Consider the following 21,790-nt stretch of genomic DNA (forward strand, 5'->3'; position numbering starts at 1 on the left):
TCCCTTCGTCCCGGTCAGCGCCCGCTGCGCGTCGCGGTCAGCGCCCGCTGCGCGCGAGCAATGCCTGGACGAAGACCCGCTCGATGTCGTCGGGCGTCTCGGCGATGTAGCTGGTGCCGCCCGTCTCGTCGGCGATCTTCTGCAGGGCCGTCGGGTTGGCCTCGCCCATGCCGATGGTGATGACGCGCACCGGCTTCTTGGGGTCGTAGGCGGCGTCGAGCTTGCTGAGCAGCTGCTTCAGGCTCAGGCCGCCGTTGGGGTCGTCGTTCTCCCCGTCGGTGAAGACGACGATCGAGTTGACGTACTCGGGGTCGTACTCCTTGACCATCTTCTGGTGCGCGGCCCAGATCGAGTCGTAGAGGGCGGTGTCGCCACCGAGGTACTGGTCGCCGCCCTCGATGAGCGCGCGCAGCCTGTCCCGGTGGGAACCCGCGCCGTCGGCCGAGTCCAGCCGCTTGACCGGTGAGATCTGCCGGTAGTCCTTGCCCTTGGCCTGGTCGGTGCTGAAGACCCACGCACCGACCTCGCTGCCGGCCGGGATGATGCTGGCGCCCTTGTCGAGGGCACCCTTGGTGACCTCCCACCGGGTCAGGCCGGGGGTGGGGCTGTCCCACTGCATCGAGCCGGAGGCATCGATGACGGCGAGCATGCGCATGTCGGTGCGCATCTTGTCCCACTGGTCGACGGCCGCGAGGCGCTCGTTGCGGTCCAGCGGCTCGAGCTCGCTCAGCGGGGCGGCGGGCTGGTCGGCGACCGTCGGGCCGCCCGATCCGCTGGAGTCGCGGAAGCCGGCCTCGGTGAGCGACTTGCGCATGGTGAGCGTGCCCAGCTCGGTCCGCGCGCTGTCGGCCGTCTTGAGCACGTCCCCGCTCAGCGCGGGATTGGTGATCCACGGGTAGTCCAGCGACAGGGTCCCCTTGGCCGGCATCACCGCGCGAAGGGGGGTGACGTCCGGGTTGTCCTCGTTGTAGGTGGCGATCTGCTGCTCGGACGCGGGGAAGGGCTGGGTCTTCTTCTGGTCCGAGGTGTAGTCGGCGAAGAGCTTGGTCAGCGACGGCGCCGCGAAGCGCGACATGAAGATCAGGCGCGAGCCGGTCTCGAGGCCGATGCGGTCCGGCTGCCCGATGCGGCTGGCGTGGAAGGCGAGCCGGCTGGCCGTGTCGGTGTCCGGGTTGGCCATCCGCAGGCCGCCGTCCTGGTTGACCAGGGTGCCCCAGGACTGGAAGTCGGTGACCTTCTTGGCCTGGTCGGCGCCGCTGGCGAGCACGATGGGGGAGGAGGCGATGGACTGCCCCTCGATCCACTGGCCCTTGGTCTTGCTCGCGTCGATCGCGTCGATCCAGGTCGAGCTGTCGGGGATCCAGACGTCAGGCGCCTGGCCGTCGTTGATGTTCTTCGCCGCGTCGGCCGCTGAGGTGGAGGTGACGTCGAAGGTCGCGCAGGCGTTGCTCTCCTTGACCTTGGCCAGAGCCTCCTCGAGGGGGCCGGCGATCTCCGGGGTGGCCGCGACGGTGATCGTCTGGTCGGCGCAGGCCGAGTCGGTGCCGTCGCTGCCACCCAGCGCGGCGAAGGCGCCGCCACCGCACAGGGCGAGGACGACGACCGCAGCGAGCGGGATGAGCCACACGGGGCGCTTCTTGTGCTCGTGGCGGGCGGAGCGGCGGGTCGGCGTGGGCTCGGGGTCCGCTCCCTTCGTCACGGGGGCGACGGCCGCTGGCTCGGTGGTGGCTGGCTCTGAGGCGGGGGCCGCGGGCTCGGCGGCGGGGGCCGCGGGCTCGGCGGCGGGGGAGGGGTCCGCTGCGGGGGACCCGGTCGTCTCTGGGCCGTCGTCGTCCCAGAGGTCGCGTCGCCGTGAGGGTCGGCCGTCGCCGGTCATCAAGTTCTCCTTCGCCGCGGGCACGTCATCGTTGCCCCCCGGTCAATCATGGCCCACCAGAGGACCACACCAAGGCCGCAGGATGGGCGATCCTGTGCGGACGATCACGCAGGACCGGTCGGCCGCCAGGTGCGCACGACCTTAAGGAGATGCGGCCGGCGTGCGCACGACCTTAAGGAGATGCCTCCGGCTTGCGCACGACCTTAAGGAGATGCCTCCGGCTTGCGCATGACCTTAAGGAGATGCGGCCCCAGGTGCGCACGACCTTGAGGAGATGCGGCCCCGGGTGCGCATGACCTTGAGGAGATGCGGTTCACAGCAGGTGGTTAAGGTGCGCGCATGGACACCCCACGGCTGCGCTCGGCCCTCGACCAGGTTCCCGCCTACGTTGCTGGCAAGCCGCCGGTTCCTCGTGAGGGCCTCACGGTCTACAAGGTCTCGTCCAACGAAAACCCCAACCCGCCGCTCCCTTCGGTCGTCGAGGTCATCCAGCAGGCGGCCACCCAGGTCAACCGGTACCCCGACATGGGCGTCACCGGCCTGACCGACGCTCTCGCCGCGCACCTCGACGTGCCCCGCGAGCAGATCGCGACCGGCACCGGCTCCGTCGGCGTGCTCGCCCAGGTGATCCAGTCGACCTGCGACCCGGGCGACGAGGTCGTCTACGCGTGGCGGTCCTTCGAGGCGTACCCGATCGTCGTCGCGATCGCCGGTGCGACGTCCGTGCAGGTGCCGCTCACGGCGGACCACCGCCACGACCTCGACGCGATGGCCGCAGCGATCACCGACCGCACCCGCGTCGTCCTCGTCTGCACTCCCAACAACCCGACCGGGCCGGCCGTCAAGCACGCCGAGCTCGAGGACTTCATCGCCAAGGTGCGGCGCGATGTCCTGATCGTCGTCGACGAGGCCTACCTGGAGTTCGTCGAGGGCGAAGGGGAGGTCGACGGGCTCTCCCTTCGCCGCCAGCACGGCAACGTCATGCTGCTGCGCACCTTTTCCAAGGCGTACGGCCTGGCCGGTCTGCGGGTGGGCTACGCGGTCGCACCCGAGCCGGTGGCCGAGGCGCTGCGCAAGACGGCCACCCCCTTCGGTGTCAACCTCATCGCGCAGGCCGCGGCGATCGCCTCGCTCGAGGCCAAGGACGAGCTCGACGTGCGGGTCAAGGACATCGTCGCCGAGCGCGCCCGGGTCCTCGCTGGGTTGCGGGAGGCGGGCTGGGAGATGACCGACAGCCAGGCCAACTTCGTGTGGTTCCCGCTCGGCGAGCGCACGACCGACTTCGTCGCGGCCTGCGCCGACGCGGGCCTGTCCGTGCGGCCCTACGGCACGGACGGCGTGCGCGTCACCATCGGCGAGACCGAGGCCAACGACCGGCTCCTCGACGTGGCGCGGGAGTTCGTGCGCGCCTGACCAGCGGTCGCTCAGTTCGACTGACATGCTGGGCGCATGACGAACTTCCTGATCCGGACCGGAGTCAACGCCGTCGCCCTGTGGGTGGCCGCATGGCTCATCGACGGCATCGTCCTGGCCGAGGACGACACGACCTTCGCCTCGAAGTTCGCGACCGTCATCCTCGTCGCGCTGATCTTCGGGGTGGTCAACGCGATCGTGAAGCCGATCGCCAAGGTGCTCGCCTTCCCTGCGATCGTGCTGACGCTCGGGCTGTTCACCTTCGTCGTCAACGCCTTCCTCCTGCAGATCACCGAGTGGATCTCCGGGCCTCTCGGCCTGAGCTTCGAGATCACGAAGTTCTGGTGGGACGCCGTCATCGGCGCACTGGTCATCACCATCGTCTCGATGATCCTCAACTGGGTCCTGCCGGAGAAGGAAGACCTCGACCGCTGAGGTCGGGCACCAAAGACCACTTCTCCCCAGGGCCGTGCCCGTCAGGCGGCCTCGCACTCGTAGGCCTTGGCGGTCACTCGCCGAAGAATCTCCTCTTCGTCCTCGAAGTGGGACCACGTGACCCTCTCGAACTCCCAGCCTTCAGCACGCAGGTTGTTCTCCCGCACGATCTGGGCCGCCATCACATCGGGTGAGGTGTACTTGATGTCCCCGTCGAACTCGACGGCCAGCTTGATCTCTCTGATGGCGAAGTCAAGTCGGTAGTCATGTCCGGCCGCGCGGGCCCAGACCTGAGGTTCAAAGGTCCAGGGGCTGCGCCGCAGGACCGCCGCCGTCAGCGTCTCGCCGGGCGACTCATGGCGAGGCTCGAGGTGGGCAAGCACCTCCCTGGCCCGGGCCACCCCCTTCGCCCCTCGCGCGGACGTGAGGGCCTCCTCGATCTGTGCCCGAGTGCAGACCTCGTGACGAAGGGCGTGGTCGCCGGCCACGAGTGCCGCGAGGGGATTGTTGGACAGCGCCGTTCCGACGATCGCCACGGCGGCCGGGACCGCGGAGACGGTGACGCCCAGGTCGGGGATCTCGACCTCCACCGGCCGGATCGTCTCCATGTCCATCTCGCTGACGCGAACCCCCTTCGCGACCCGCCCGTGGGTCGACGGTTGCTTGGCGATCTCGACGACGGTCAGATCGGTCCTGGCCAACGGCAGCCCGTGGAGGACGGCTGCCGTGTGCCGAGCGGCAACCGTCTGCGCGTCCTGGAGGCGCAGGGTCGCCACAGCTCGGAGGACGTGGGCCTCCTCGGCCGAGGCATCGATCCTGGAGGAGTACCACCCGCGAGCGACCCGCCACAGAAGTCCGCGACGCACGAGGACGGCGAGGTCGCGGCGCGAGATGCCTCGGGCCTCGGCCTCGGCAGTGCTGAAGAGTGGCATGTCGCCGAGCTCGGAGAGTGCGACGCGCAATTTGGGAGGCATGGTCCGAGCCTGCCCTGTTGGCGGTGATGGGCGGCGGGGATTTCCACAGGGGCCGGCTGACGCCTCGTCCACGACGCGCATGACCTCAAGGAGATGCGGCTGGGGTGCGCATGACCTTAAGGAGATGCGGCAGGGGTGCGCATGACCTTAAGGAGATGCGACCCGAGTGCGCATGACCTTAAGGAGATGCGGCTGGGGTGCGCATGACCTTAAGGAGATGCGGCTGGAAGCACCCGGTTTGGGCGTCCACGTGCTGAGACGCTAGGTTGGCTCACGCCAATGAACTGTGGCTCGGGTCACAAGCCCGCCGCAGCCGATCGAGGCGTCGAGACGACGCCCTCCGTGGCCGCGGGCGGGGCGATCCCCTGGGCCGAGGCCGAAGGGAGCAGCAGTGAGCGACAGCGACGTCGCCGGCCACGCCGGGACCCGAGGACGTATGGCGGGGGCCTTCGAGCCCTCGCCCGAGATGGGGCCCACGCCCCCTTCGCAGATCTCGGGGCACTTCTCCGACGACAACCCGGAGATGGTCCAGTTCGTCGACGCGGACGGCAACCGTCTGGCGACCAACGAGACCAATGCCCCGTACGCCCAGATCGTCGAGGACATGACGAGCGAGGACGCGCGGATCATCTACCGCGACCTCGTGCTCGTGCGCCGCATCGACGCCGAGGGCTTCGCCCTCCAGCGTCAGGGTGAGCTCGGCCTGTGGCCGAGCCTCTTCGGCCAGGAGGCCGCGCAGGTGGGCGCCGGTCGCGCCCTGCGCAGCCAGGACTACGCCTTCCCCGGCTACCGCGAGCACGGCGTCGCGTGGTGTCGCGGGGTCGACCCGGTGAGCCTCTTCGGCATGTTCCGCGGGGTCAACCACGGCGGGTGGGACTCCAACGAGAACAACTTCCACCTCTACACGATCGTCATCGGCAACCAGATGCTCCACGCGGTGGGCTACGGCATGGGCATCGCGGCCGACGGTGACGTGGGGACCGGCGACCCGGAGCGCGACGCGGCCGTCATGGCCTTCACCGGCGACGGCGGCACGAGCCAGGGCGACTTCAACGAGGCCCTCGTCTTCGCGGCCGTGACCAATGCCCCGGTCGTCTTCTTCGTGCAGAACAACCAGTGGGCCATCTCCGAGCCCAACGACAAGCAGTTCATCATCCCGCCGTACCAGCGCGCCCGCGGCTTCGGCTTCCCCGGCGTGCTCGTCGACGGCAACGACCCGCTGGCCAGCTATGCCGTCGCCAAGGACGCGCTCGACAAGGCGCGCAGCGGCCAGGGTCCGACGCTGATCGAGGCCTACACCTACCGGATGGGCGCGCACACGACCTCCGACGACCCGACCAAGTACCGCAGCGACGCCGAGGTCGAGATCTGGAAGCACAAGGACCCGATCAAGCGGATGCGTGGCTTCATGCAGGAGCGCGGCCACGCCGACCCCGAGTTCTTCGCCGCGGTCGACGCGGAGGCCGACGAGGTCGCCGCTCGCATCCGCAAGGCCTGCCAGGAGATGCCCGACCCGGAGCTGCCGACGATGTTCGACAACCAGTACACCGAGCCGCACCCGCTGGTGGAGGCCGAGCGCGAGGAGTTCCTCGCCTACCACGCCGGCTTCGCCGAGGAAGGGGGCCAGGCATGAGCGGCACCCGACTCTCCCTCGCCAAGGGGCTGAACGCCGGCCTGCGCAAGGCGATGGACAAGGACCCCAAGGTCGTCCTCATGGGCGAGGACGTCGGCAAGCTCGGCGGCGTCTTCCGCATCACCGAGGGCCTGCAGAAGGACTTCGGTGACCACCGCGTCATCGACACCCCGCTCGCCGAGTCCGGGATCGTCGGCACCGCGGTCGGGCTGGCGCTGCGCGGCTACCGCCCCGTCGTCGAGATCCAGTTCGACGGCTTCGTCTACCCGGCCTTCGACCAGATCGTCAGCCAGGTCGCCAAGATGCACTCCCGCTCCCTCGGGCACCTCAAGATGCCGATGGTCATCCGCATCCCCTGCGGTGGCGGCATCGGCGCGGTCGAGCACCACAGCGAGTCCAACGAGGCCTACTTCGCGCACACCGCCGGCCTGCGGGTCGTCTCGTGCAGCAACGCGGCGGACGCCTACTGGATGATCCAGCAGGCCATCGAGAGTGATGACCCGGTGATCTTCTTCGAGCCCAAGCGCCGGTACCACGAGCGGGGTGAGACCGAGATCGACGAAGGGGGTTCCCCTGACCTTGGTCTGTACGACGCCCGCGTGGCCAAGGAGGGCAGCGACCTCACGTTGCTCTGCTACGGACCGATGGTCAAGACCTGCCTCCAGGCCGCCGCGGCGGCTCAGGAGGAGGGCCGCAACCTCGAGGTCATCGACCTGCGCTCGCTCAGCCCGCTCGACCTGCCGACGATCACGTCGTCGGTGAAGAAGACCGGTCGGGCCGTCGTCGTCCACGAGGCGCAGACCTTCGTCAGTCTCGGTGCGGAGATCGCCGCCCGGGTCCAGGAGGAGTGCTTCTACCACCTCGAGGCGCCCGTGCTGCGGGTCGGTGGGTACAACATCCCGTACCCGCCCAGCCGCTTCGAGGAGGAGTACCTCCCGACCCTCGACCGCGTCCTCGACGCCGTCGACCGCTCTTTCGCGCACTGACCAGGAGGACACGTGGCCGTCAAGAACTTCAACCTGCCCGACCCCGGTGAGGGCCTGACCGAGGCCGAGATCACGACCTGGAAGGTCAAGGTCGGCGACGAGGTCGCCGTCAACGACATCGTCATCGAGGTCGAGACCGCCAAGTCGCTCGTCGAGCTGCCGATCCCCTTCGCGGGCAAGGTCGTCGAGCTCCTCGCCGCCGAGGGTGACACCGTCGACGTGGGCGCCCCGATCATCGCCGTCGAGGTCGCGGGCTCGGACCCCGAGCCGGCCGCCCCCGCGGCGCCCGCCGCCGAGGAGGGCGACGAGTCCAGTGGGCCCAACCTCGTCGGCTACGGGGCCAAGGCCGCCAGCACCCGCCGTCGCGCCCGCAAGAGCGCCCCCGCGTCAGCTCCGGCCGCTGCACCCCCGGTCCCTGAGGAGGTTGAGCAGCAACCGTCTCGAAGGGCAGCCGAGCCGCTCACCCCCGAGCGCACCCGCGCCCTGGCCAAGCCGCCGGTGCGCAAGCTCGCCAAGGACCTCGGCGTGGACCTGCAGTCGATCACCCCGTCCGGTGACGGTGGCATCGTCACCCGGGCCGACGTCGAGGCGGCGTCGTCGGGTGGCGGACCGGACGCAGGTCTCGAGGCTCGTTCCTCGCACCTCGACCCGCGTCAGGGAGCGGTTGGTCCGGTCCCTGAGGAGCAAGGCCGCCCGCGGCCGCAGCGTCTCGAAGGGCCCGGGGCAGGCCAGGACGTGCGCGTCCCGATCAAGGGGGTGCGCAAGGCGACGGCCGCGGCGATGGTCTCGTCGGCCTTCACCGCGCCCCACGTCACGGAGTTCGTCACCGTCGACGTCAGCGCGATGATGGCGATGGTCGACCGGCTGAAGAAGGACCGTGCCTTCACGGACGTCAAGGTCACGCCGCTGCTGCTCGTGGCCAAGGCCTTCTGCCTCGCGCTGCGCCGCAACCACGAGGCCAACTCCAGCTGGGACGAGGCCGCGCAGGAGATCGTCCTGCACGGCGACGTCAACCTCGGCATCGCCGCAGCCACCCCGCGCGGTCTGCTCGTTCCCAACATCACGGCGGCCGACCGGCTCTCGCTGCACGACCTCGCGGGTGCCCTCGGCAGCCTCGTGGCCACGGCCCGGGAGGGGCGCACGCAGCCCACGGACCTGTCCGGTGGCACCGCGACGATCACCAATGTCGGTGTCTTCGGTGTCGACACCGGTACCCCGATCCTCAACCCGGGAGAGGCGACGATCCTGGCCTTCGGCGCTGTCCGCCGCATGCCGTGGGTCGTGACGGCGGCCGATGGCAGCGAGTCGATCGAGCCGCGCTGGGTCACCCAGCTCGCGCTCTCCTTCGACCACCGGCTCGTCGACGGCGAGCTCGGCTCCAAGCTGCTCGCCGACGTGGCCGCGCTGCTGCACGACCCGGGCACGGCCTTCCTCTGGGCCTGAGCCGAGCCCCGCACGACGAAGGGCGGACCTCACCGCATCGGTGAGGTCCGCCCTTCGTGCTGGGCTCGGCAGTGCGCTCGGTGATGGTGCCCGGTCAGCGTTGGTGCCGCTCGTCCGCGGCCACGGAGTCGCAGAAGCGGTCGACGTAGGAGACGAAGGCGGCGATGTCCTCCTCGCTCCAGTCCGCGAGGAGCTCGGCGTACCACGCCTCACGGCGCTCGACGAGCGCTTCGAGCAGGACGGCGCCCTCGTCGGTCAGCGCGACGAGCTGGGCGCGGCCGTCGTCGGGGTCGGGGACCTTCTGGAGGAACCCGAGAGAGGTCAGGTGGCTCACCTGGCGGCTCACCGTGGAGGCGTCGGAGAAGTTGCGTTCGGCGATGTCGCCGACGCGGCTGGGGTGGTCGCGCACGGCGACGAGCACGGAGTGGTGGCTGAACTCGACGTTCGGGTGGACTCGCGGCGCCCGGGCGCGGGTGGCATGGAGCGTGCGCAGCATGCGAATCACGCTGGTGCTGAGCTGACGGGCTGTGGCAGGCACGGCGTTTCCTCGGGTGGTGGTGGGCTCCCGCGCAGGCGATTCAGGTGTCACGGGTGTAGTTGCCTAGATTAGAGGGCATGTCCACCACCTCGAGCATCGGCCGCACCTCATCATCGCCGCTCGCAGTCCTCGGTCTCGTGTCGATCGTCGTCGTGCTGGCCGCGACCGCCTTCGGTGGGGGTGCTGCAGCGCTCGAGCTCGGCGACCCCGGCCCCTTGGTCCGCTGGTCCATCCCGATCCTGCGGACCCTCCACGACGCAGCCGCTGCCGTCACCGTCGGCGCCCTGGTCGTCGGTGCCTTCCTCGTGCCCGAGACCACCCGCACCACGCGCCGGGAGACGCTCGCCCGGCTCGCCGGGGGAGCGGCGATCGTGTGGTTCCTCGCTGGTCTCGGACGCATGCTCACCGACTTCGCGTCGCTCGCGGGCATCCCGCTCACCGACCCCCAGTACCTCTCCCAGCTCGTGGCCTTCGTCTGGGACCTCGACAGCACCCGCACCGCGGTCATCTCCTCGGTCATCGTCGCGGTGATCGCGGTGACGGTGCCCCTGGCCAAGAGCAAGGGAGCCCTGGCCTGGGCGGCGGCGGCCTCGATCCTGGCGCTGCTGCCCCTCGCCCTGGCGGGCCACTCCGCGGCCAGCCTCGATCACATGAGCGGCGTCAACGCGCTCGCCTTCCACCTGGTCTCAGCGACGGTGTGGATCGGTGGACTGGTGGCGCTGCTCGTGATCCGGCCATCGCTCGGCACCCATCTGGCGGTCACCACGCGGCGCTACTCGAGCATCGCGGCCTGGTGCTTCGTCCTGCTCGTCTCCTCGGGGCTGCTCGCGACCTGGATCAACATCGGGGGCCTCGACGGCCTCGACTCGCGCTACGGGGTCCTGCTCATCCTCAAGGCCGTCGCGGCCGTCGTCCTCGGAGTCATCGGCTGGTGGCACCGCTCCCGCACGATCGCGGCCCTGGAGGCAGGCGCGAAGGGGGCTGCCCCCTTCGTCCGTCTGGCCATCGGCGAGGTCGCGGTCATGGCGACCGCGATGGGCCTGGGGGTGGCCGTCGGCCGCACGCCCACCCCCGACAGCGCGGAGGCGCCGCCGCGGACGATCGTCTACGACCTGTCGGGCTACCCGGACCCCGGCCCGCCGAGCTCCACGAGCTGGCTGACCACGTGGCAGGTCGACTGGCTCTGGCTCGCGGTGTCGGTCATCGCGATCGTCGTCTACGTCAGGTGGGCGCTGCGCCTGCGGGCCCGCGGCGACCACTGGCCGGTGCTGCGCACGATCAGCTGGGTGCTCGGCTGGGTGGTCTTCTTCTACTTCACCTCGGCCGGTCCCGGCGTCTACGGCAAGGTCCTCTTCAGCTGGCACATGATCGAGCACATGGGGGTGGCGATGATCGCGCCGCTGCTCATGGTGCCCGGCGCGCCGATCACGCTCGCCCTGCGGGCCATGCGGGCACGCAAGGACAAGACCCTCGGTCCGCGGGAGGTCATCCTCGCGATCGTCCACTCGAGCTATTTGCGAGTGCTCGCCAACCCGGCCGTCGCGGCCTCGCTGTTCTTCTTCAGCCTGGCGATCTTCTACTACAGCCCGCTCTTCGAGCTGGCCATGCGCACCCACACCGGGCACGTGCTGATGATGGCCCACTTCTTGGCCTCGGGCTACATGTTCGTCTGGGTGCTCATCGGGATCGACCCGGGGCCCAAGCGGTGGCCCCCGCTGGCGCTCCTCGTCGTGCTGCTCGCCACCATCAGCTTCCATGCCTTCTTCGGCGTCATCCTCACGCAGTCGACCGAGCTCCTCGCGCCGGACTACTTCGGTCGGCTCGACCTGCAGTGGATGACCGACCCGGCCGCGGACCAGCGCAAGGGCGGAGCCATCGCCTGGGGCGTCGGCGAGGCGCCGACACTGGTCCTCGCGATGGCCGTGGCCTGGCAGTGGATGCGCAGCGACGGCCGCGAGACCACCCGTCGCGACCGGCGGGCCGACCGGGACGGCGACCTCGAGCTCGAGGCCTACAACCGGCACCTCGCCGAGCTCGGCCGCAGGGACTGATCCGACCCGGGTCTCCCCGCCCGATCGCAGGGGCTTCGGCATACTCTGGACGACACCACGACGAGAGAGGACGGCATGGGCGGCGAGGCAGTGTTCTGGGTCTTCATCGTCATCTTCAGCCTGCTGATGGTGATCGGTTTCGTCCTCCTCGATCGGCCGCGCAGGTCACGTGCCGTCCAGACCCATCTCGGGGTGTCCGCTGACCCCAAGGAGCCGCGGGGTCGGCACCTCCCCGCAGACCGCGTGGACCCCACCCAGTCGGACAACCGGCTCTGAGCCGGGGACAAAGGAGCAACACATGTACATCGGAGCCGGCATCCTCCTGCTGCTCATCGGTCTCGTCATCGTCTTCGCCTACAACGGCGACATGTCCATCGCGGGCCTCGACATCGGTGCCATCGGCTGGATCGCCATCGTCCTGGGCGTCCTGGCGATCATCCTGAGCCTGATCCTCGACCGTCGTCGCCGGGAGACGATCGTGCGCGACGACCGGCGTTACTGAGCCGAGCACGAGCACGACGAAGGGGGGTCCCCGCCAGATCAACTGGCGGGGACCCCCCTTCGTCAGGTGGTGCGGTGGTGGGCCGTGATCAGAAGGCCGACTCCGGCACGTCCATCAGGGTGTTGTCGGTCGCCTCGGCGATGGCCTTCTCGGAGGCCAGACGCGGCAGGACGTTCTTGGCGAAGAAGCTCGCCGCGGCGATCTTGCCGGTGTAGAAGTCCTTGTCCTTGCCGCTCGCGCCGGCCTCGAGGGCCTCGGTGGCGATGGCGGCCTGGCGCAGGAGCAGCCAGCCGACGACCAGGTCACCGGCACCGAGGAGCAGGCGCGAGGTGTTCTGGCCGACCTTGTAGATGTTGGTGATGTCCGCCCCGTCCTGCTTGGGGTCGGAAGCCATGAGGGCCTGGAACATCGCACCCAGGATCCCCTGGACATCCTCGAGGCCCTTGCCGAGCAGCGCCCGCTCGGCCTTGAGCGCGCAGCCCTGGGCGTCGACGTCCTGGGCGAACTCCTGGATCTGCATCGCGATGTGACCCAGCGCCTGGCCGTTGTCACGCACGATCTTGCGGAAGAAGAAGTCCATGCCCTGGATCGCGGTCGTGCCCTCGTAGAGGGTGTCGATCTTGGCGTCGCGGACGTACTGCTCGATCGGGTACTCCTGCAGGAAGCCGGAGCCGCCGAAGGTCTGCAGCGACTCGGTGCCGAGGAGGGTCCAGGCGCGCTCGGAGCCCAGGCCCTTGACGATCGGCAGGAGCAGGTCGTTGACCCGGTTGGCCATCGCGGCGGGGGAGTCCTCGGCGATCGCCTCGGAGCCGGTGGCCTGCTGCTCGAGGTCCACGGTGTCCTGCTGGGTCGTGGTGTAGAAGACGAGCGCCCGCAGGCCCTCCGCGTAGGACTTCTGCAGCATGAGGCTGCGCCGCACGTCCGGGTGGTGGGTGATCGTCACCCGCGGTGCGTCCTTGGCCGGGGTGGTCAGGTCGGCGCCCTGGACGCGCTCCTTGGCGTACTCGAGCGCGTTGAGGTACCCGGTCGAGAGGGTGGCGATGGCCTTGGTGCCGACCATCATCCGGGCGTTCTCGATGACGCGGAACATCTGGGCGATGCCATCGTGGACATCGCCGAAGAGGGTGCCGACGGCTGCGTGCTTCTCGCCGAAGGTGACCTCGCAGGTCGTGGAGACCTTCAGGCCCATCTTCTTCTCGACATTGGTGACGTAGACGCCGTTGCGCTCGCCGAGCTCACCCGTCTCGAGGTCGACCTCGAACTTGGTGAGGATGAACAGGCTCAGACCCTTGGTGCCGGGTCCGGCGCCCTCGGGGCGGGCGAGCACGAAGTGGACGACATTGTCGGTCATGTCCGACTCGGCGGAGGTGATGAAGCGCTTGACGCCCTCGATGTTCCAGGTGCCGTCGCCGTTGTCGGTCGCCTTGGTGCGACCGGCTCCGACGTCCGAGCCGGCGTCGGGCTCGGTGAGCACCATCGTGCAGTGCCAACCCTTCTCGGCGATCCACTTGGCCAGCTTCTTCTGCTCGGGGGTGCCGAGCAGGTGGAGCAGGTGGGCGAAGGAGTAGCTCGCGCCGAACATGCCGATGGCGGGATTGGCGCCGAGGACGAGCTCGTTCATGGCCCAGCGAAGGGAGGGGGGTGAGACGGTGCCGTCGAGCTCAGCGGGCAGGTCGAGGGACCAGAAGCCGGCATCCTGGAAGGCCTTGTAGGACTTCTTGAAGGACTCGGGCATGGCCACCGAGGAGGTCTCCGGGTCGAAGACCGGGGGGTTGCGGTCGGCGTCGGCGAAGGACTCGGCGAGCTCGTTCTCCGCGAGGCGCGTGTACTCCTTGAGCATCTCGCGTGCGGTGTCGACGTCGACGTTTTCGTACGGTCCCTGGCCCAGGACGTCGCCGCGGCCGAAGACCTCGAAGAGGTTGAACTCGATGTCGCGCAGGTTGCTCTTGTAGTGACCCATGCTGGCGTCTCCTGGTCGTCGTGATGAGCGCCGAGGGTCAGCCCCGGCACCGGGTAGGTAAGCAAGCGCTTATCGCCCGCTCCGCACATCTTCGCCCGCGGTGCTTGCTGGGGCAAGCGAAGTGACGGTGAGGAAGACCACAGGCGTTGCCGGGTCAGAGGCGGTTGCCGGGGCGACACTGTCCCGGTGAGTTCTGTGCCTGTCATCCCACTACGAGGCGTCATGGGTCCGCGGGACCCGAAGGAGCCCGGTCGCGTGTCCACGCCACTGGAGCTGCTCTTCGACCTGGTCTTCGCGATCTGGTGGGCCTGGCTGAACTACACGTGGTTCGCCTCCGCCTACGCAGTCGACGACGTGCTCTTCCGTCTGCTGACCTTCGTCATCATGGGTGGCGCACTGACCCTCGCGGCCGGGGTGCCCGGCTTCTTCGCCGACGGGCAGTCCGGCGTCCTCGTGGCGGGCTACGCGATCATGCGGGTCGGGATGGCTGCGCTGTGGCTGAGGGCCGCCCGGCACGACCCGCAGCGGCGATCGATCGCCCTGACCTACGCGGTGGGCATCCTGCTCGTCCAGCTGCTGTGGATCGCTCGGCTCCTCGTCGTCGACCCCACCTGGGTGGTCGTCACCTTCCTGGTCGGGGTGGTGCTGGAGCTGTCCGTCCCCTTCGTGGCGGAGCGCCGGGCACACACCCCCTTCCACCCCGAGCACGTCGCCGAGCGGTACGGGCTGCTGACGATCATCGTCCTCGGCGAGGTCGTGCTCGCCACGGTCCTCGCGACCCAGACGGCGCTGGCCGGCGGTGGTGGTGGGGAGGGTCGCTCGCCCGGCCTGGTGCTGCTCGTCGTCGGCGCCTTCCTCGTGGTCCTCTCGCTGTGGTGGCTCTACTTCCGCCGGGAGCACGTGGACCTCGTCGAGCACCGGCACGGGGTGTGGGTCTTCGGCTACTCCCACTACCTCGTCTACGCGTCCGTCGCGGCCGTCGGCGCGGCGCTGGCCGCCGCTGTCGAGGTGGCGACGCACGACGCGCACGTCTCCGCCCAGGCGGTCGGGTGGCTGCTCGCCGGTGCGATCGTCGTGTACCTGCTCACCCTCGGCGGCCTGCACCTGCTCGGCGGTGACCCGGTGGCCCGCTGCCTGGCGCCCGGTCTGGTCGTCGCCGTGCTGGTGCTCGCTGTCGCGGCGGTCGGCCCGGCGATGAGCGTCGAGGTCCTGCTGATGGGGGTCGCCCTCGTCGTCGGCGTGGCCCTGCACCACGTGCTGGACCAGCGGGCTGCGCGAGGGACGTGACCGTGGCGGTCGGTGGCATCGGCGGGGGCGTCGTGGGTTAGCATTGCCGCTGCGCCTCGCGCGCCGGTGTAGCTCAATGGTAGAGCGCCAGCTTCCCAAGCTGGACACGCGGGTTCGATTCCCGTCACCGGCTCCAGCCGTCCCCGAAGGGGGTGTCGCCGCATTTGCGGCGACACCCCCTCCGGCTTTGCGCGACGTGCCCCCTCGTCACTACCAAGGTGAGGTGTGGCTCGCGGACGCGGGCTGAGCAACTGGTTTGGCCCGGCGTCGTTGGCGACGCCTGGCCGACGGTATATCGGGGGCCAGGTGCGCACAACGACGGCAGGTTCGGTGGGGCATGGCGAAGGGCCCGCGTCCTGGTGGACGCGGGCCCTTCGATGAGCGTGACGTGAATCAGGCCGGGATCGCCTGCGGTGCCGGCATGTACCCGACGCTGTTAGCGGTGGCGTTGCTTGCCTGCACGGTGACGGTGAGATTGAAGGCGCCAGCTTGACCGAGAAGGATGTCTTGGCCGACAGGTGACGTGTATTCGCTTCCCGGGGCGATGGTGACCTGACCCAAGCCGGTGCCAGGCGCGAGGGTCAGGGTGACGGTGTTGGTGCCATAGCCCGAAGTTGTGGCGCCCTGTGCGACGTTCTTGATGTCCGAGCCGAAGACCTGGATCCCCTCGATCGTCTGGCCGCTGTCGACGGCAAAGGTGACGACCAAGCCCTCGGCGGGCACCGTGCCGGTGTTCCTAAAGGTCGTCGCCGAGATGTTCATCTGCGTGTCGGTTTGGCGCACGACGCCAGCAGCGCCCGGCGTCGACGTCGACAGGTCGATGTCGGGGGTCGGCTCGGGTGATGCAGCGAGCGAAGGTGCGGCGGCGGCGACAGAGATGGCGGGCACGGCCCAAGCTGCACCCTTGACGATGGTGCGGCGGCTCGTATTCAGGTCAGACACGTTCTTCCTCCAGAGGCTTGCGCATGACCACGAGGCAGAACGTCACCTCCCCGTGACCGGAACGGCTCGAAGGCTACCGTTACCTGTCAGTAATAAGAGGCGTTCTTGGCGAGATATTTGCAAAGCGTGACTCTTGCCTCTGACCTGCCGGTTTTGGCGCTCACGGCGAGCGACTGGTACGCCACGGACACGCATGTGAGGAGCCTCGATGAACGACTGGATGGCGCGTCCGGTCCTCTAGGGTCTGGACCATGTTGCTCTCCGACAGGGACATCCGCGCCGAGATCGACGGTGGACGGGTCGCGCTCGAGCCGTGGGACCCGGCGATGGTCCAGCCCAGCAGCGTCGACGTGCGCATGGACAAGTACTTCCGCCTCTTCGACAACCACAAGTACCCCGTCATCGACCCCGCGGCCGACCAGCCCGACCTCACCCGGCTCATCGAGGTCGAGCCGGACGAGGGCTTCGTGCTGCACCCGGGGGAGTTCGTCCTGGGCTCCACCCTCGAGACGGTCACGCTGCCTGACGACCTGGCTGCGCGCGTCGAGGGCAAGTCCTCGCTCGGCCGCCTCGGGCTGCTGACCCATGCCACGGCCGGCTTCGTCGACCCCGGCTTCTCCGGCCACGTGACGCTCGAGCTGAGCAATGTCGCGACCCTGCCGATCCGCCTGTGGCCCGGCATGAAGATCGGCCAGCTGTGCTTCTTCCGGTTGTCCTCCCCGGCCGAGCACCCCTACGGGTCGGCCGCCTACGGGTCGCACTACCAGGGGCAGCGCGGGCCGACGGCGAGCCGGTCCTTCGCCAACTTCCATCGGAGCGACGTCTGACCCTTCGAGATGGCCGCGGGCGGCCTCCTCAGGGATCAGGGCGACGTCTGACCCTTCGAGACGGCCGCGGGCGGCCTCCTCAGGGATCAGGGCAGAGGAGCCTTCCCGGCGCGCGCTCGTGACTGGCAAGTAACATGTCGGGGATGAGCACCACGACGCACACGCCGGCCCCGTACGACCAGCCTCGCGAGGAGCACGACAGTCGCCGGGTGTCCGCCGTCACCGACGACGCGCTCGGCACCCTCGACGCGACAGGCGTCGCCGCGGCGATCCGGGCGGGCAGCATCAGCGCCACCGAGGCGGTGGAGGCGGCCATCGCGCGCATCGCCGCGGTCAACCCGGTGCTCGGCGCGACCACGGTCGACGACCACGAGCGGGCGCGCAGCCGCGCCAGCCACCTGCCGGCCGGGACGTCGGCCCCCTTCGCCGGGGTCCCGTCGGCCTTCAAGGACAACGTGACCGTGGCCGGGCTGCCCATGCGGATGGGCTCCGACGCCCTCCCTGCCGGGCCCAACGAGGTCGACGGGGCATTCGTCCGGCAGTACCTGTCCACCGGGGTCATCCCCGTGGCGACGACCACCTGCCCGCCCTTCGGCTGGACCGCGACCACTGAGCGCCCGCAGGGCCGGGTCACCCGTAACCCCTGGGCCACCGGGTACTCCAGCGGTGGTTCCTCCGGCGGGTCGGCCGCGCTCGTCGCCTCCGGCGCGCTGCCCATCGCGCACGGCAACGACGGTGGCGGATCCATCCGCATCCCTGCAGCCGCGTGCGGGCTCGTCGGGCTGAAGGCGACCCGCGGCCGTCTCCTCGGCGATCCGACGACCGACAAGACTCCCATCGCGATCGTGGTCAATGGCGTGCTCACCCGCACCGTCCGCGACACCGCGGCCTTCCTCGCGGCCGCCGAGCGCTTCCAGCCCTCCGGCAAGCTGCCCCCGGTCGGTCTCGTCGAGGGCCCCGGAGCTCGCCGGCTGCGGATCGGGATGATGCTCGACTCGCCCCTGGCTCCGGCCACCGACTCGCAGACCCGCGAGGCCGTCGAGGGCGCAGCCCGACTGCTCGAGAGCCTCGGCCACACCGTCGACGACAGCGTCCAGATCGCCGTCCCCGCGTTCTTCAAGACCGACTTCGAGGACTACTGGGGCCTGCTCGCCATGGCCTCTGCCGCGCAGGGCAAGTCGCTCTTCGGCCAGGACTTCGACGCCTCGCAGCTGGACAACGTCACCCTCGGTCTCGCCGCCAGGGCCAAGCGGCGGCTGCACCGCATCCCGCTGTGCGTCGCCCGCCTGGCGGCCACGGGGATCGCGTCGGAGCGGCTCTTCCCCGCCGGCACCGACCTCGTCCTCACCCCGACCCTGACGCACACCACCCCGCGCATCGGGTACCTGTCGGCGGACCTGGACTTCGAGACCCACTTCGAGCGGCTCACCGGCTATGTCGGCTTCACCCCGCTGCACAACGCCAACGGTCAGCCGTCGATCTCGCTGCCGCTGGGCCGCACCGACGACGGGCGGCCGATCGGCGTCATGCTCTCGGCCCGCAAGGGACAGGAGCGGCTCCTGCTGGAGCTGGCCTTCGAGCTGGAGGCGGCCGCTCCCCTTCGAGGCCCGGGCCCGGGGGCCCTCGCGCCTCAGGACGGCGCCTTCGCCCGCATCGACGGCGCGGCCGCCTGATCAGTCCAGCGCCACCGTCGCCGTGAGGGCACGGTGGTCGCTGCCGCGCTCGCGGGTGACGACGAGATCGGTGCAGGTCGCGTCACGGGTCAGGACGTGGTCGATGGGCACGGGGGCAAAGCCGGCGCCCCGCGTGCGCCCCCAGGTCCCGGGGAAACCCGCGCCCAGCTGGGTGGTGCAGTCGCGCACGCCACTGCGGCGCACGAAGTCGTGGAAGGCGACCGCGCTCGGCGGGGCGTTGAGGTCGCCGAGCACGACGACCGGACCGTCGGTCCCCTGCGTGGCGGTGCGAAGGGAGTCCAGCCCCTCTCCCCACCGCTCGGCTGCGAAGAAGGCCGGGTTCTGCAGGCGGGTGCCGATGACGCTCACCTCGGTGTCACCTGAGCGCAGCCGCAGGACGCTTCCCGGCTGTCGGCCGGCGAGCGGCTCGCTCGCGACCACCCGCCAGGGAGCGCGGACCCATACGTCGACATCGGCGCCGATGTAGTCGTCGTGGTCGCTGTCGGCCAGCCGCCACTGCGGACCGAGCGCCCGGCCCAGGCCCTCGGTGCGGTCCGGCGCCCACTCCTGGAGCGCGAGCACGTCGGCGCCCTCCGCCAGGTCCACGAGCTCCGCGTCGGTCGGGCCGGCCCACGCGGTGTTGAGTGTCGCGACGGTGATCGTGGGGGAGTCCGGCGGTACCTGACGGTCATCGGCGACCAGGTGGTCGAGCAGTGACACCTGACTGGTCAAGAGGCCGGCGACGAGCGCCAGCCGCCACCACCGGTGATGCCGCCACGGCAGCAGGGCCGCGACCACCGCCACGAGGAGGATCACGGGCAGGCCACCCGCGAGGACCACCCCGAGGCTGGTGCGTCCGCCCTTGACGTGCATGAGGACGACCGCGAGCACGCACAGGACGAGGACGGCCAGGCTGGCCCGTGCCGCCGCCGTCCCCCAGCGTGTCCTCGCCCCGTCAGTCGTCATCGCGACGTCAGTGTGCCAGCCCGTGCCAGAGCGTCCCGGGGCCTGTGCCAAGGTGGCGACCATGCCTGACTTCGCTCCCGGCCCCACCGGCACCGACGAGGTGCTCTTCGCCGTCGACGAGACCCTGGGCCGGATCCTGCTCAACCGGCCCCGGACCATCAACTCGCTGACCCGCGACATGGTCGTGGCCGTCCGCGCACAGCTGCTCGCCTGGGAGCAGGACGACACGGTGAGTGCCGTGACGATCGAGGGCGCGGGGGAGCGTGGTCTGTGCGCCGGCGGTGACGTCCGCGCCGTCCGTGAGGCCCACCTCGCGGGCACCTCTGGGGGAGTGGACTTCTGGGCCGACGAGTACGTCCTCGACGCGCAGATCGCCGAGTACCCCAAGCCGGTCATCGCGCTCATGGACGGCATCGTCATGGGCGGCGGTCTGGGCATCTCGATGTTTGCCGACGCCCGTTGGGCCACCGAGCGTTCCCGGGTCGCCATGCCCGAGACGATCATCGGCTTCTTCCCCGACGTCGCCGCGACCTACCTGCTCTCCCGGGCTCCGGGGGAGGCGGGGACCCACGTCGCGATGACCGGCACGACCTTCACCGGTGCCGACGCGGTGCACCTCGGCCTGGCCGACGCCGTCGTCGACCACGCGCGCCTGCCGGAGCTCGTCCGGGCCATCGCGGCCGGCGGCCCCGTGGAGCCGGTGCCCGCCGGGGCGGCGACGAGCGAGGACAGCGCCCTCGCCGCGGCCCACGACTGGATCGACGAGTGCTATGTCGGCGATGACCCGGCCGCCATCCTGATTCGGCTGCGCGCCCACGACCACCCGGACGCCCGGGCTGCCGCCGAGGAGATCTCCCTTCGCTCGCCGTTGTCCGTCGCCGTCACCCTCGAGGCATTGCGACGGGCCGCGCAGGCCACGTCCGTGCGCGAGGTGCTGCAGCAGGACACTCGCGTGGCGCGCGCCCTGCTCGCCCGGGGTGACTTCGACGAAGGGGTCCGCGCCCTGCTCGTCGACAAGGACCGGCAGCCCCGCTGGCGCCACGACTCGGTGGAAAACGTCTCGCGGACAGAGGTGCTGGGCGTCTTCACAGGTTAGGTTGGAAGACCACGCGGAGTCACTGCCCGCGCGACCAGATGGGACTGGTGCCGGATGATTCGGCTCGACGGCGTCACCAAGCAATACCCCGACGGCACGGTTGCCGTCGACGACCTGAGCCTCACGGCGCCGGACCGAGCCATCACGGTGCTCGTCGGGCCCTCCGGCTGCGGCAAGACGACCACCCTGCGGATGATCAACCGGATGATCGAGCCGACCTCGGGCTCGGTGACGATCGATGGCCAGGACGTCCTCGCCATGGACGCCGCGCAGCTGCGCCGCGGGATCGGCTACGTCATCCAGCACGGCGGTCTCTTCCCGCACCACACCGTCGAGCGCAATGTCGCGGCCGTGCCCCTCCTGCTCGGTACCGCCAAGAGGGAGGCGATCAGCCGTGCCCGCGAGCTGCTCGAGCTGGTCGGCCTCGACCCCGCCCTCGGTCGGCGCTACCCCAGCCAGCTCTCCGGGGGACAGCAGCAGCGGGTCGGGGTCGCCCGGGCGCTCGCGGCCGATCCGCCGGTGATGCTCATGGACGAGCCCTTCTCCGCCGTCGACCCGGTCGTGCGCGAGCAGCTGCAGGACGAGTTCCTGCGCCTGCAGGGCGAGCTGGGCAAGACGATCGTCATGGTCACGCACGACATCGACGAGGCGATCAAGCTCGGTGACCACGTCGCCGTGCTGCAGGTCGGGGGGCGCATCGCCCAGCTGGCCCGGCCGGCCGAGCTGCTCGCGCACCCCGCCGACAACTTCGTCGCCGACTTCCTCGGTCGTGACCGCGGCTACCGCGCGCTCGGCTTCGACAGCGCCAGCGTCCCGCTGCACGACGAGCCGACGATCCCGCTGGGCGCGACGGTCGCCGAGGCGGCCGCACGCGCGGGCAGCGACGGGTGGGTCCTCGTGGTCGACGACCGCCGTCACCCCCAGGGGTGGGCGCGTCCCACGGACCTGCCGGGCGAAGGGAGCATCGACGAGCGCTCGTTGGCGCTCGGCGGCACCCTCGCCCGCGTGGGCGGACCGCTGCGGGTGGCCCTGGACGCGGCGCTGTCCTCCCCGAGCCGGCGGGGAGTGGTCGTCGACGGCGACGGCGCCCTCGCGGGCACCTGCCGGGCGACCGAGGTCCTGTCCGTGATCGAGGCCCGGGAGCGGCCGAGCGACCCCGGCGAGCACTCCGCGCACGCGGTCCACTGA

General features: G+C 70.2%; 19 protein-coding genes and 1 tRNA gene. 14 read left to right on the plus strand and 6 right to left on the minus strand.

Annotated features, from left to right (window positions below):
• Nucleotides 1-37: 37 nt before the first annotated feature.
• Entirely contained in the window at nt 38-1,876 is a 1,839-nt protein-coding gene (locus EXU32_RS00770; protein WP_130628182.1) for a substrate-binding and VWA domain-containing protein, read from the minus strand.
• A 339-nt stretch (nt 1,877-2,215) separates the two neighbouring features.
• Here EXU32_RS00770 and hisC point away from each other — a divergent pair, with 339 nt between their 5' ends.
• Nucleotides 2,216-3,289 (plus strand): histidinol-phosphate transaminase, encoded by a 1,074-nt coding sequence (hisC, locus tag EXU32_RS00775; RefSeq protein WP_130628183.1) that lies wholly within the window; start codon nt 2,216-2,218, stop codon nt 3,287-3,289.
• A 36-nt stretch (nt 3,290-3,325) separates the two neighbouring features.
• The gene (locus EXU32_RS00780; protein WP_130628184.1) at nt 3,326-3,724 is read left to right on the plus strand and encodes a phage holin family protein; all 399 of its coding nucleotides are present in this window, start codon (nt 3,326-3,328) and stop codon (nt 3,722-3,724) included.
• Nucleotides 3,725-3,765: 41 nt separating this feature from the next.
• Here the strand turns inward: EXU32_RS00780 and EXU32_RS00785 are convergent, their stop codons facing one another.
• Nucleotides 3,766-4,698: a type IV toxin-antitoxin system AbiEi family antitoxin domain-containing protein gene (locus tag EXU32_RS00785; RefSeq protein WP_165399528.1), complete on the minus strand. Its 933-nt coding sequence runs from the start codon at nt 4,696-4,698 to the stop codon at nt 3,766-3,768.
• Nucleotides 4,699-5,089: 391 nt separating this feature from the next.
• Between EXU32_RS00785 and pdhA the strand changes: the two genes are divergently transcribed.
• Genes pdhA through EXU32_RS00800 form a run of 3 tightly spaced genes read left to right on the plus strand, consistent with a single transcriptional unit; the run spans nt 5,090 to nt 8,760 of the window.
• On the plus strand, nt 5,090-6,331 hold the full coding sequence (gene pdhA, locus EXU32_RS00790; RefSeq protein WP_130628186.1) for a pyruvate dehydrogenase (acetyl-transferring) E1 component subunit alpha: 1,242 nt from the start codon (nt 5,090-5,092) through the stop codon (nt 6,329-6,331).
• Entirely contained in the window at nt 6,328-7,317 is a 990-nt protein-coding gene (locus EXU32_RS00795; RefSeq protein WP_130628187.1) for an alpha-ketoacid dehydrogenase subunit beta, read from the plus strand. The genes pdhA and EXU32_RS00795 overlap by 4 nt, the downstream gene beginning before the upstream one ends.
• A 12-nt stretch (nt 7,318-7,329) precedes the next feature.
• Nucleotides 7,330-8,760, plus strand: a complete 1,431-nt coding sequence (locus tag EXU32_RS00800) for a dihydrolipoamide acetyltransferase family protein (RefSeq protein WP_130628188.1) — start codon at nt 7,330-7,332, stop codon at nt 8,758-8,760.
• 94 nt (nt 8,761-8,854) lie between these two features.
• Here the strand turns inward: EXU32_RS00800 and EXU32_RS00805 are convergent, their stop codons facing one another.
• Complete coding sequence (locus EXU32_RS00805; protein ID WP_130628189.1) at nt 8,855-9,256, minus strand: MarR family winged helix-turn-helix transcriptional regulator; 402 nt, start codon at nt 9,254-9,256, stop codon at nt 8,855-8,857.
• Nucleotides 9,257-9,375: 119 nt separating this feature from the next.
• Between EXU32_RS00805 and EXU32_RS00810 the strand changes: the two genes are divergently transcribed.
• The 3 genes from EXU32_RS00810 (at nt 9,376) to EXU32_RS00820 (ending at nt 11,851) form a co-directional block, all read left to right on the plus strand.
• Nucleotides 9,376-11,349 (plus strand): bifunctional copper resistance protein CopD/cytochrome c oxidase assembly protein, encoded by a 1,974-nt coding sequence (locus tag EXU32_RS00810; RefSeq protein WP_130628190.1) that lies wholly within the window; start codon nt 9,376-9,378, stop codon nt 11,347-11,349.
• Nucleotides 11,350-11,424: 75 nt separating this feature from the next.
• The gene (locus tag EXU32_RS00815) at nt 11,425-11,625 is read left to right on the plus strand and encodes a hypothetical protein (protein WP_130628191.1); all 201 of its coding nucleotides are present in this window, start codon (nt 11,425-11,427) and stop codon (nt 11,623-11,625) included.
• Between the two features lie 22 nt (nt 11,626-11,647).
• Nucleotides 11,648-11,851 carry a DUF6458 family protein gene (locus EXU32_RS00820; RefSeq protein WP_130628192.1) on the plus strand — a complete coding sequence of 68 codons (204 nt, stop codon included), beginning with the start codon at nt 11,648-11,650 and terminating at the stop codon, nt 11,849-11,851.
• 88 nt (nt 11,852-11,939) lie between these two features.
• Here EXU32_RS00820 and EXU32_RS00825 read toward each other — a convergent pair whose 3' ends face one another.
• Nucleotides 11,940-13,811: an acyl-CoA dehydrogenase gene (locus tag EXU32_RS00825; RefSeq protein ID WP_130628193.1), complete on the minus strand. Its 1,872-nt coding sequence runs from the start codon at nt 13,809-13,811 to the stop codon at nt 11,940-11,942.
• Between the two features lie 255 nt (nt 13,812-14,066).
• Between EXU32_RS00825 and EXU32_RS00830 the strand changes: the two genes are divergently transcribed.
• Both EXU32_RS00830 and EXU32_RS00835 read left to right on the plus strand, forming a co-directional pair.
• Nucleotides 14,067-15,098: a low temperature requirement protein A gene (locus EXU32_RS00830; RefSeq protein ID WP_207233855.1), complete on the plus strand. Its 1,032-nt coding sequence runs from the start codon at nt 14,067-14,069 to the stop codon at nt 15,096-15,098.
• 62 nt (nt 15,099-15,160) lie between these two features.
• Nucleotides 15,161-15,234 (plus strand) — tRNA-Gly (locus EXU32_RS00835).
• Nucleotides 15,235-15,491: 257 nt separating this feature from the next.
• Here EXU32_RS00835 and EXU32_RS00840 read toward each other — a convergent pair.
• Nucleotides 15,492-16,040 carry a hypothetical protein gene (locus tag EXU32_RS00840; RefSeq protein WP_130628195.1) on the minus strand — a complete coding sequence of 183 codons (549 nt, stop codon included), beginning with the start codon at nt 16,038-16,040 and terminating at the stop codon, nt 15,492-15,494.
• Nucleotides 16,041-16,291: 251 nt separating this feature from the next.
• Here EXU32_RS00840 and dcd point away from each other — a divergent pair, with 251 nt between their 5' ends.
• Nucleotides 16,292-16,867 (plus strand): dCTP deaminase, encoded by a 576-nt coding sequence (dcd, locus tag EXU32_RS00845; protein ID WP_130628196.1) that lies wholly within the window; start codon nt 16,292-16,294, stop codon nt 16,865-16,867.
• A 143-nt stretch (nt 16,868-17,010) separates the two neighbouring features.
• On the plus strand, nt 17,011-18,540 hold the full coding sequence (locus EXU32_RS00850) for an amidase (RefSeq protein ID WP_130628197.1): 1,530 nt from the start codon (nt 17,011-17,013) through the stop codon (nt 18,538-18,540).
• Here the strand turns inward: EXU32_RS00850 and EXU32_RS00855 are convergent, their stop codons facing one another.
• A complete protein-coding gene (locus tag EXU32_RS00855) occupies nt 18,541-19,506 on the minus strand; it encodes an endonuclease/exonuclease/phosphatase family protein (protein WP_130628198.1) in 966 nt (321 codons plus the stop codon).
• A gap of 61 nt (nt 19,507-19,567) precedes the next feature.
• On the opposite strand from EXU32_RS00855, the gene EXU32_RS00860 reads away from it, so the two are divergent.
• Nucleotides 19,568-20,602 (plus strand): enoyl-CoA hydratase/isomerase family protein, encoded by a 1,035-nt coding sequence (locus EXU32_RS00860; protein WP_130628199.1) that lies wholly within the window; start codon nt 19,568-19,570, stop codon nt 20,600-20,602.
• Nucleotides 20,603-20,656: 54 nt separating this feature from the next.
• The gene (locus EXU32_RS00865) at nt 20,657-21,790 is read left to right on the plus strand and encodes an ABC transporter ATP-binding protein (protein ID WP_130628200.1); all 1,134 of its coding nucleotides are present in this window, start codon (nt 20,657-20,659) and stop codon (nt 21,788-21,790) included.

The sequence above is a fragment of the Janibacter limosus genome (assembly GCF_004295485.1).
Taxonomy (GTDB): Bacteria; Actinomycetota; Actinomycetes; order Actinomycetales; family Dermatophilaceae; genus Janibacter; species Janibacter limosus_A.

Bases quoted from the DNA above. Each gene is read 5' to 3' on its own strand.
- EXU32_RS00770 (WP_130628182.1), bottom strand. From the start codon at position 1,876: ATGACCGGCGACGGCCGACCCTCACGGCGACGCGACCTCTGGGACGAC.
- hisC (WP_130628183.1), top strand. From the start codon at position 2,216: ATGGACACCCCACGGCTGCGCTCGGCCCTCGACCAGGTTCCCGCCTAC.
- EXU32_RS00780 (WP_130628184.1), top strand. From the start codon at position 3,326: ATGACGAACTTCCTGATCCGGACCGGAGTCAACGCCGTCGCCCTGTGG.
- EXU32_RS00785 (WP_165399528.1), bottom strand. From the start codon at position 4,698: ATGCCTCCCAAATTGCGCGTCGCACTCTCCGAGCTCGGCGACATGCCA.
- EXU32_RS00795 (WP_130628187.1), top strand. From the start codon at position 6,328: ATGAGCGGCACCCGACTCTCCCTCGCCAAGGGGCTGAACGCCGGCCTG.
- EXU32_RS00805 (WP_130628189.1), bottom strand. From the start codon at position 9,256: ATGCTGCGCACGCTCCATGCCACCCGCGCCCGGGCGCCGCGAGTCCAC.
- EXU32_RS00810 (WP_130628190.1), top strand. From the start codon at position 9,376: ATGTCCACCACCTCGAGCATCGGCCGCACCTCATCATCGCCGCTCGCA.
- EXU32_RS00815 (WP_130628191.1), top strand. From the start codon at position 11,425: ATGGGCGGCGAGGCAGTGTTCTGGGTCTTCATCGTCATCTTCAGCCTG.
- EXU32_RS00820 (WP_130628192.1), top strand. From the start codon at position 11,648: ATGTACATCGGAGCCGGCATCCTCCTGCTGCTCATCGGTCTCGTCATC.
- EXU32_RS00825 (WP_130628193.1), bottom strand. From the start codon at position 13,811: ATGGGTCACTACAAGAGCAACCTGCGCGACATCGAGTTCAACCTCTTC.
- dcd (WP_130628196.1), top strand. From the start codon at position 16,292: ATGTTGCTCTCCGACAGGGACATCCGCGCCGAGATCGACGGTGGACGG.
- EXU32_RS00850 (WP_130628197.1), top strand. From the start codon at position 17,011: ATGAGCACCACGACGCACACGCCGGCCCCGTACGACCAGCCTCGCGAG.
- EXU32_RS00855 (WP_130628198.1), bottom strand. From the start codon at position 19,506: ATGACGACTGACGGGGCGAGGACACGCTGGGGGACGGCGGCGGCACGG.
- EXU32_RS00860 (WP_130628199.1), top strand. From the start codon at position 19,568: ATGCCTGACTTCGCTCCCGGCCCCACCGGCACCGACGAGGTGCTCTTC.
- EXU32_RS00865 (WP_130628200.1), top strand. From the start codon at position 20,657: ATGATTCGGCTCGACGGCGTCACCAAGCAATACCCCGACGGCACGGTT.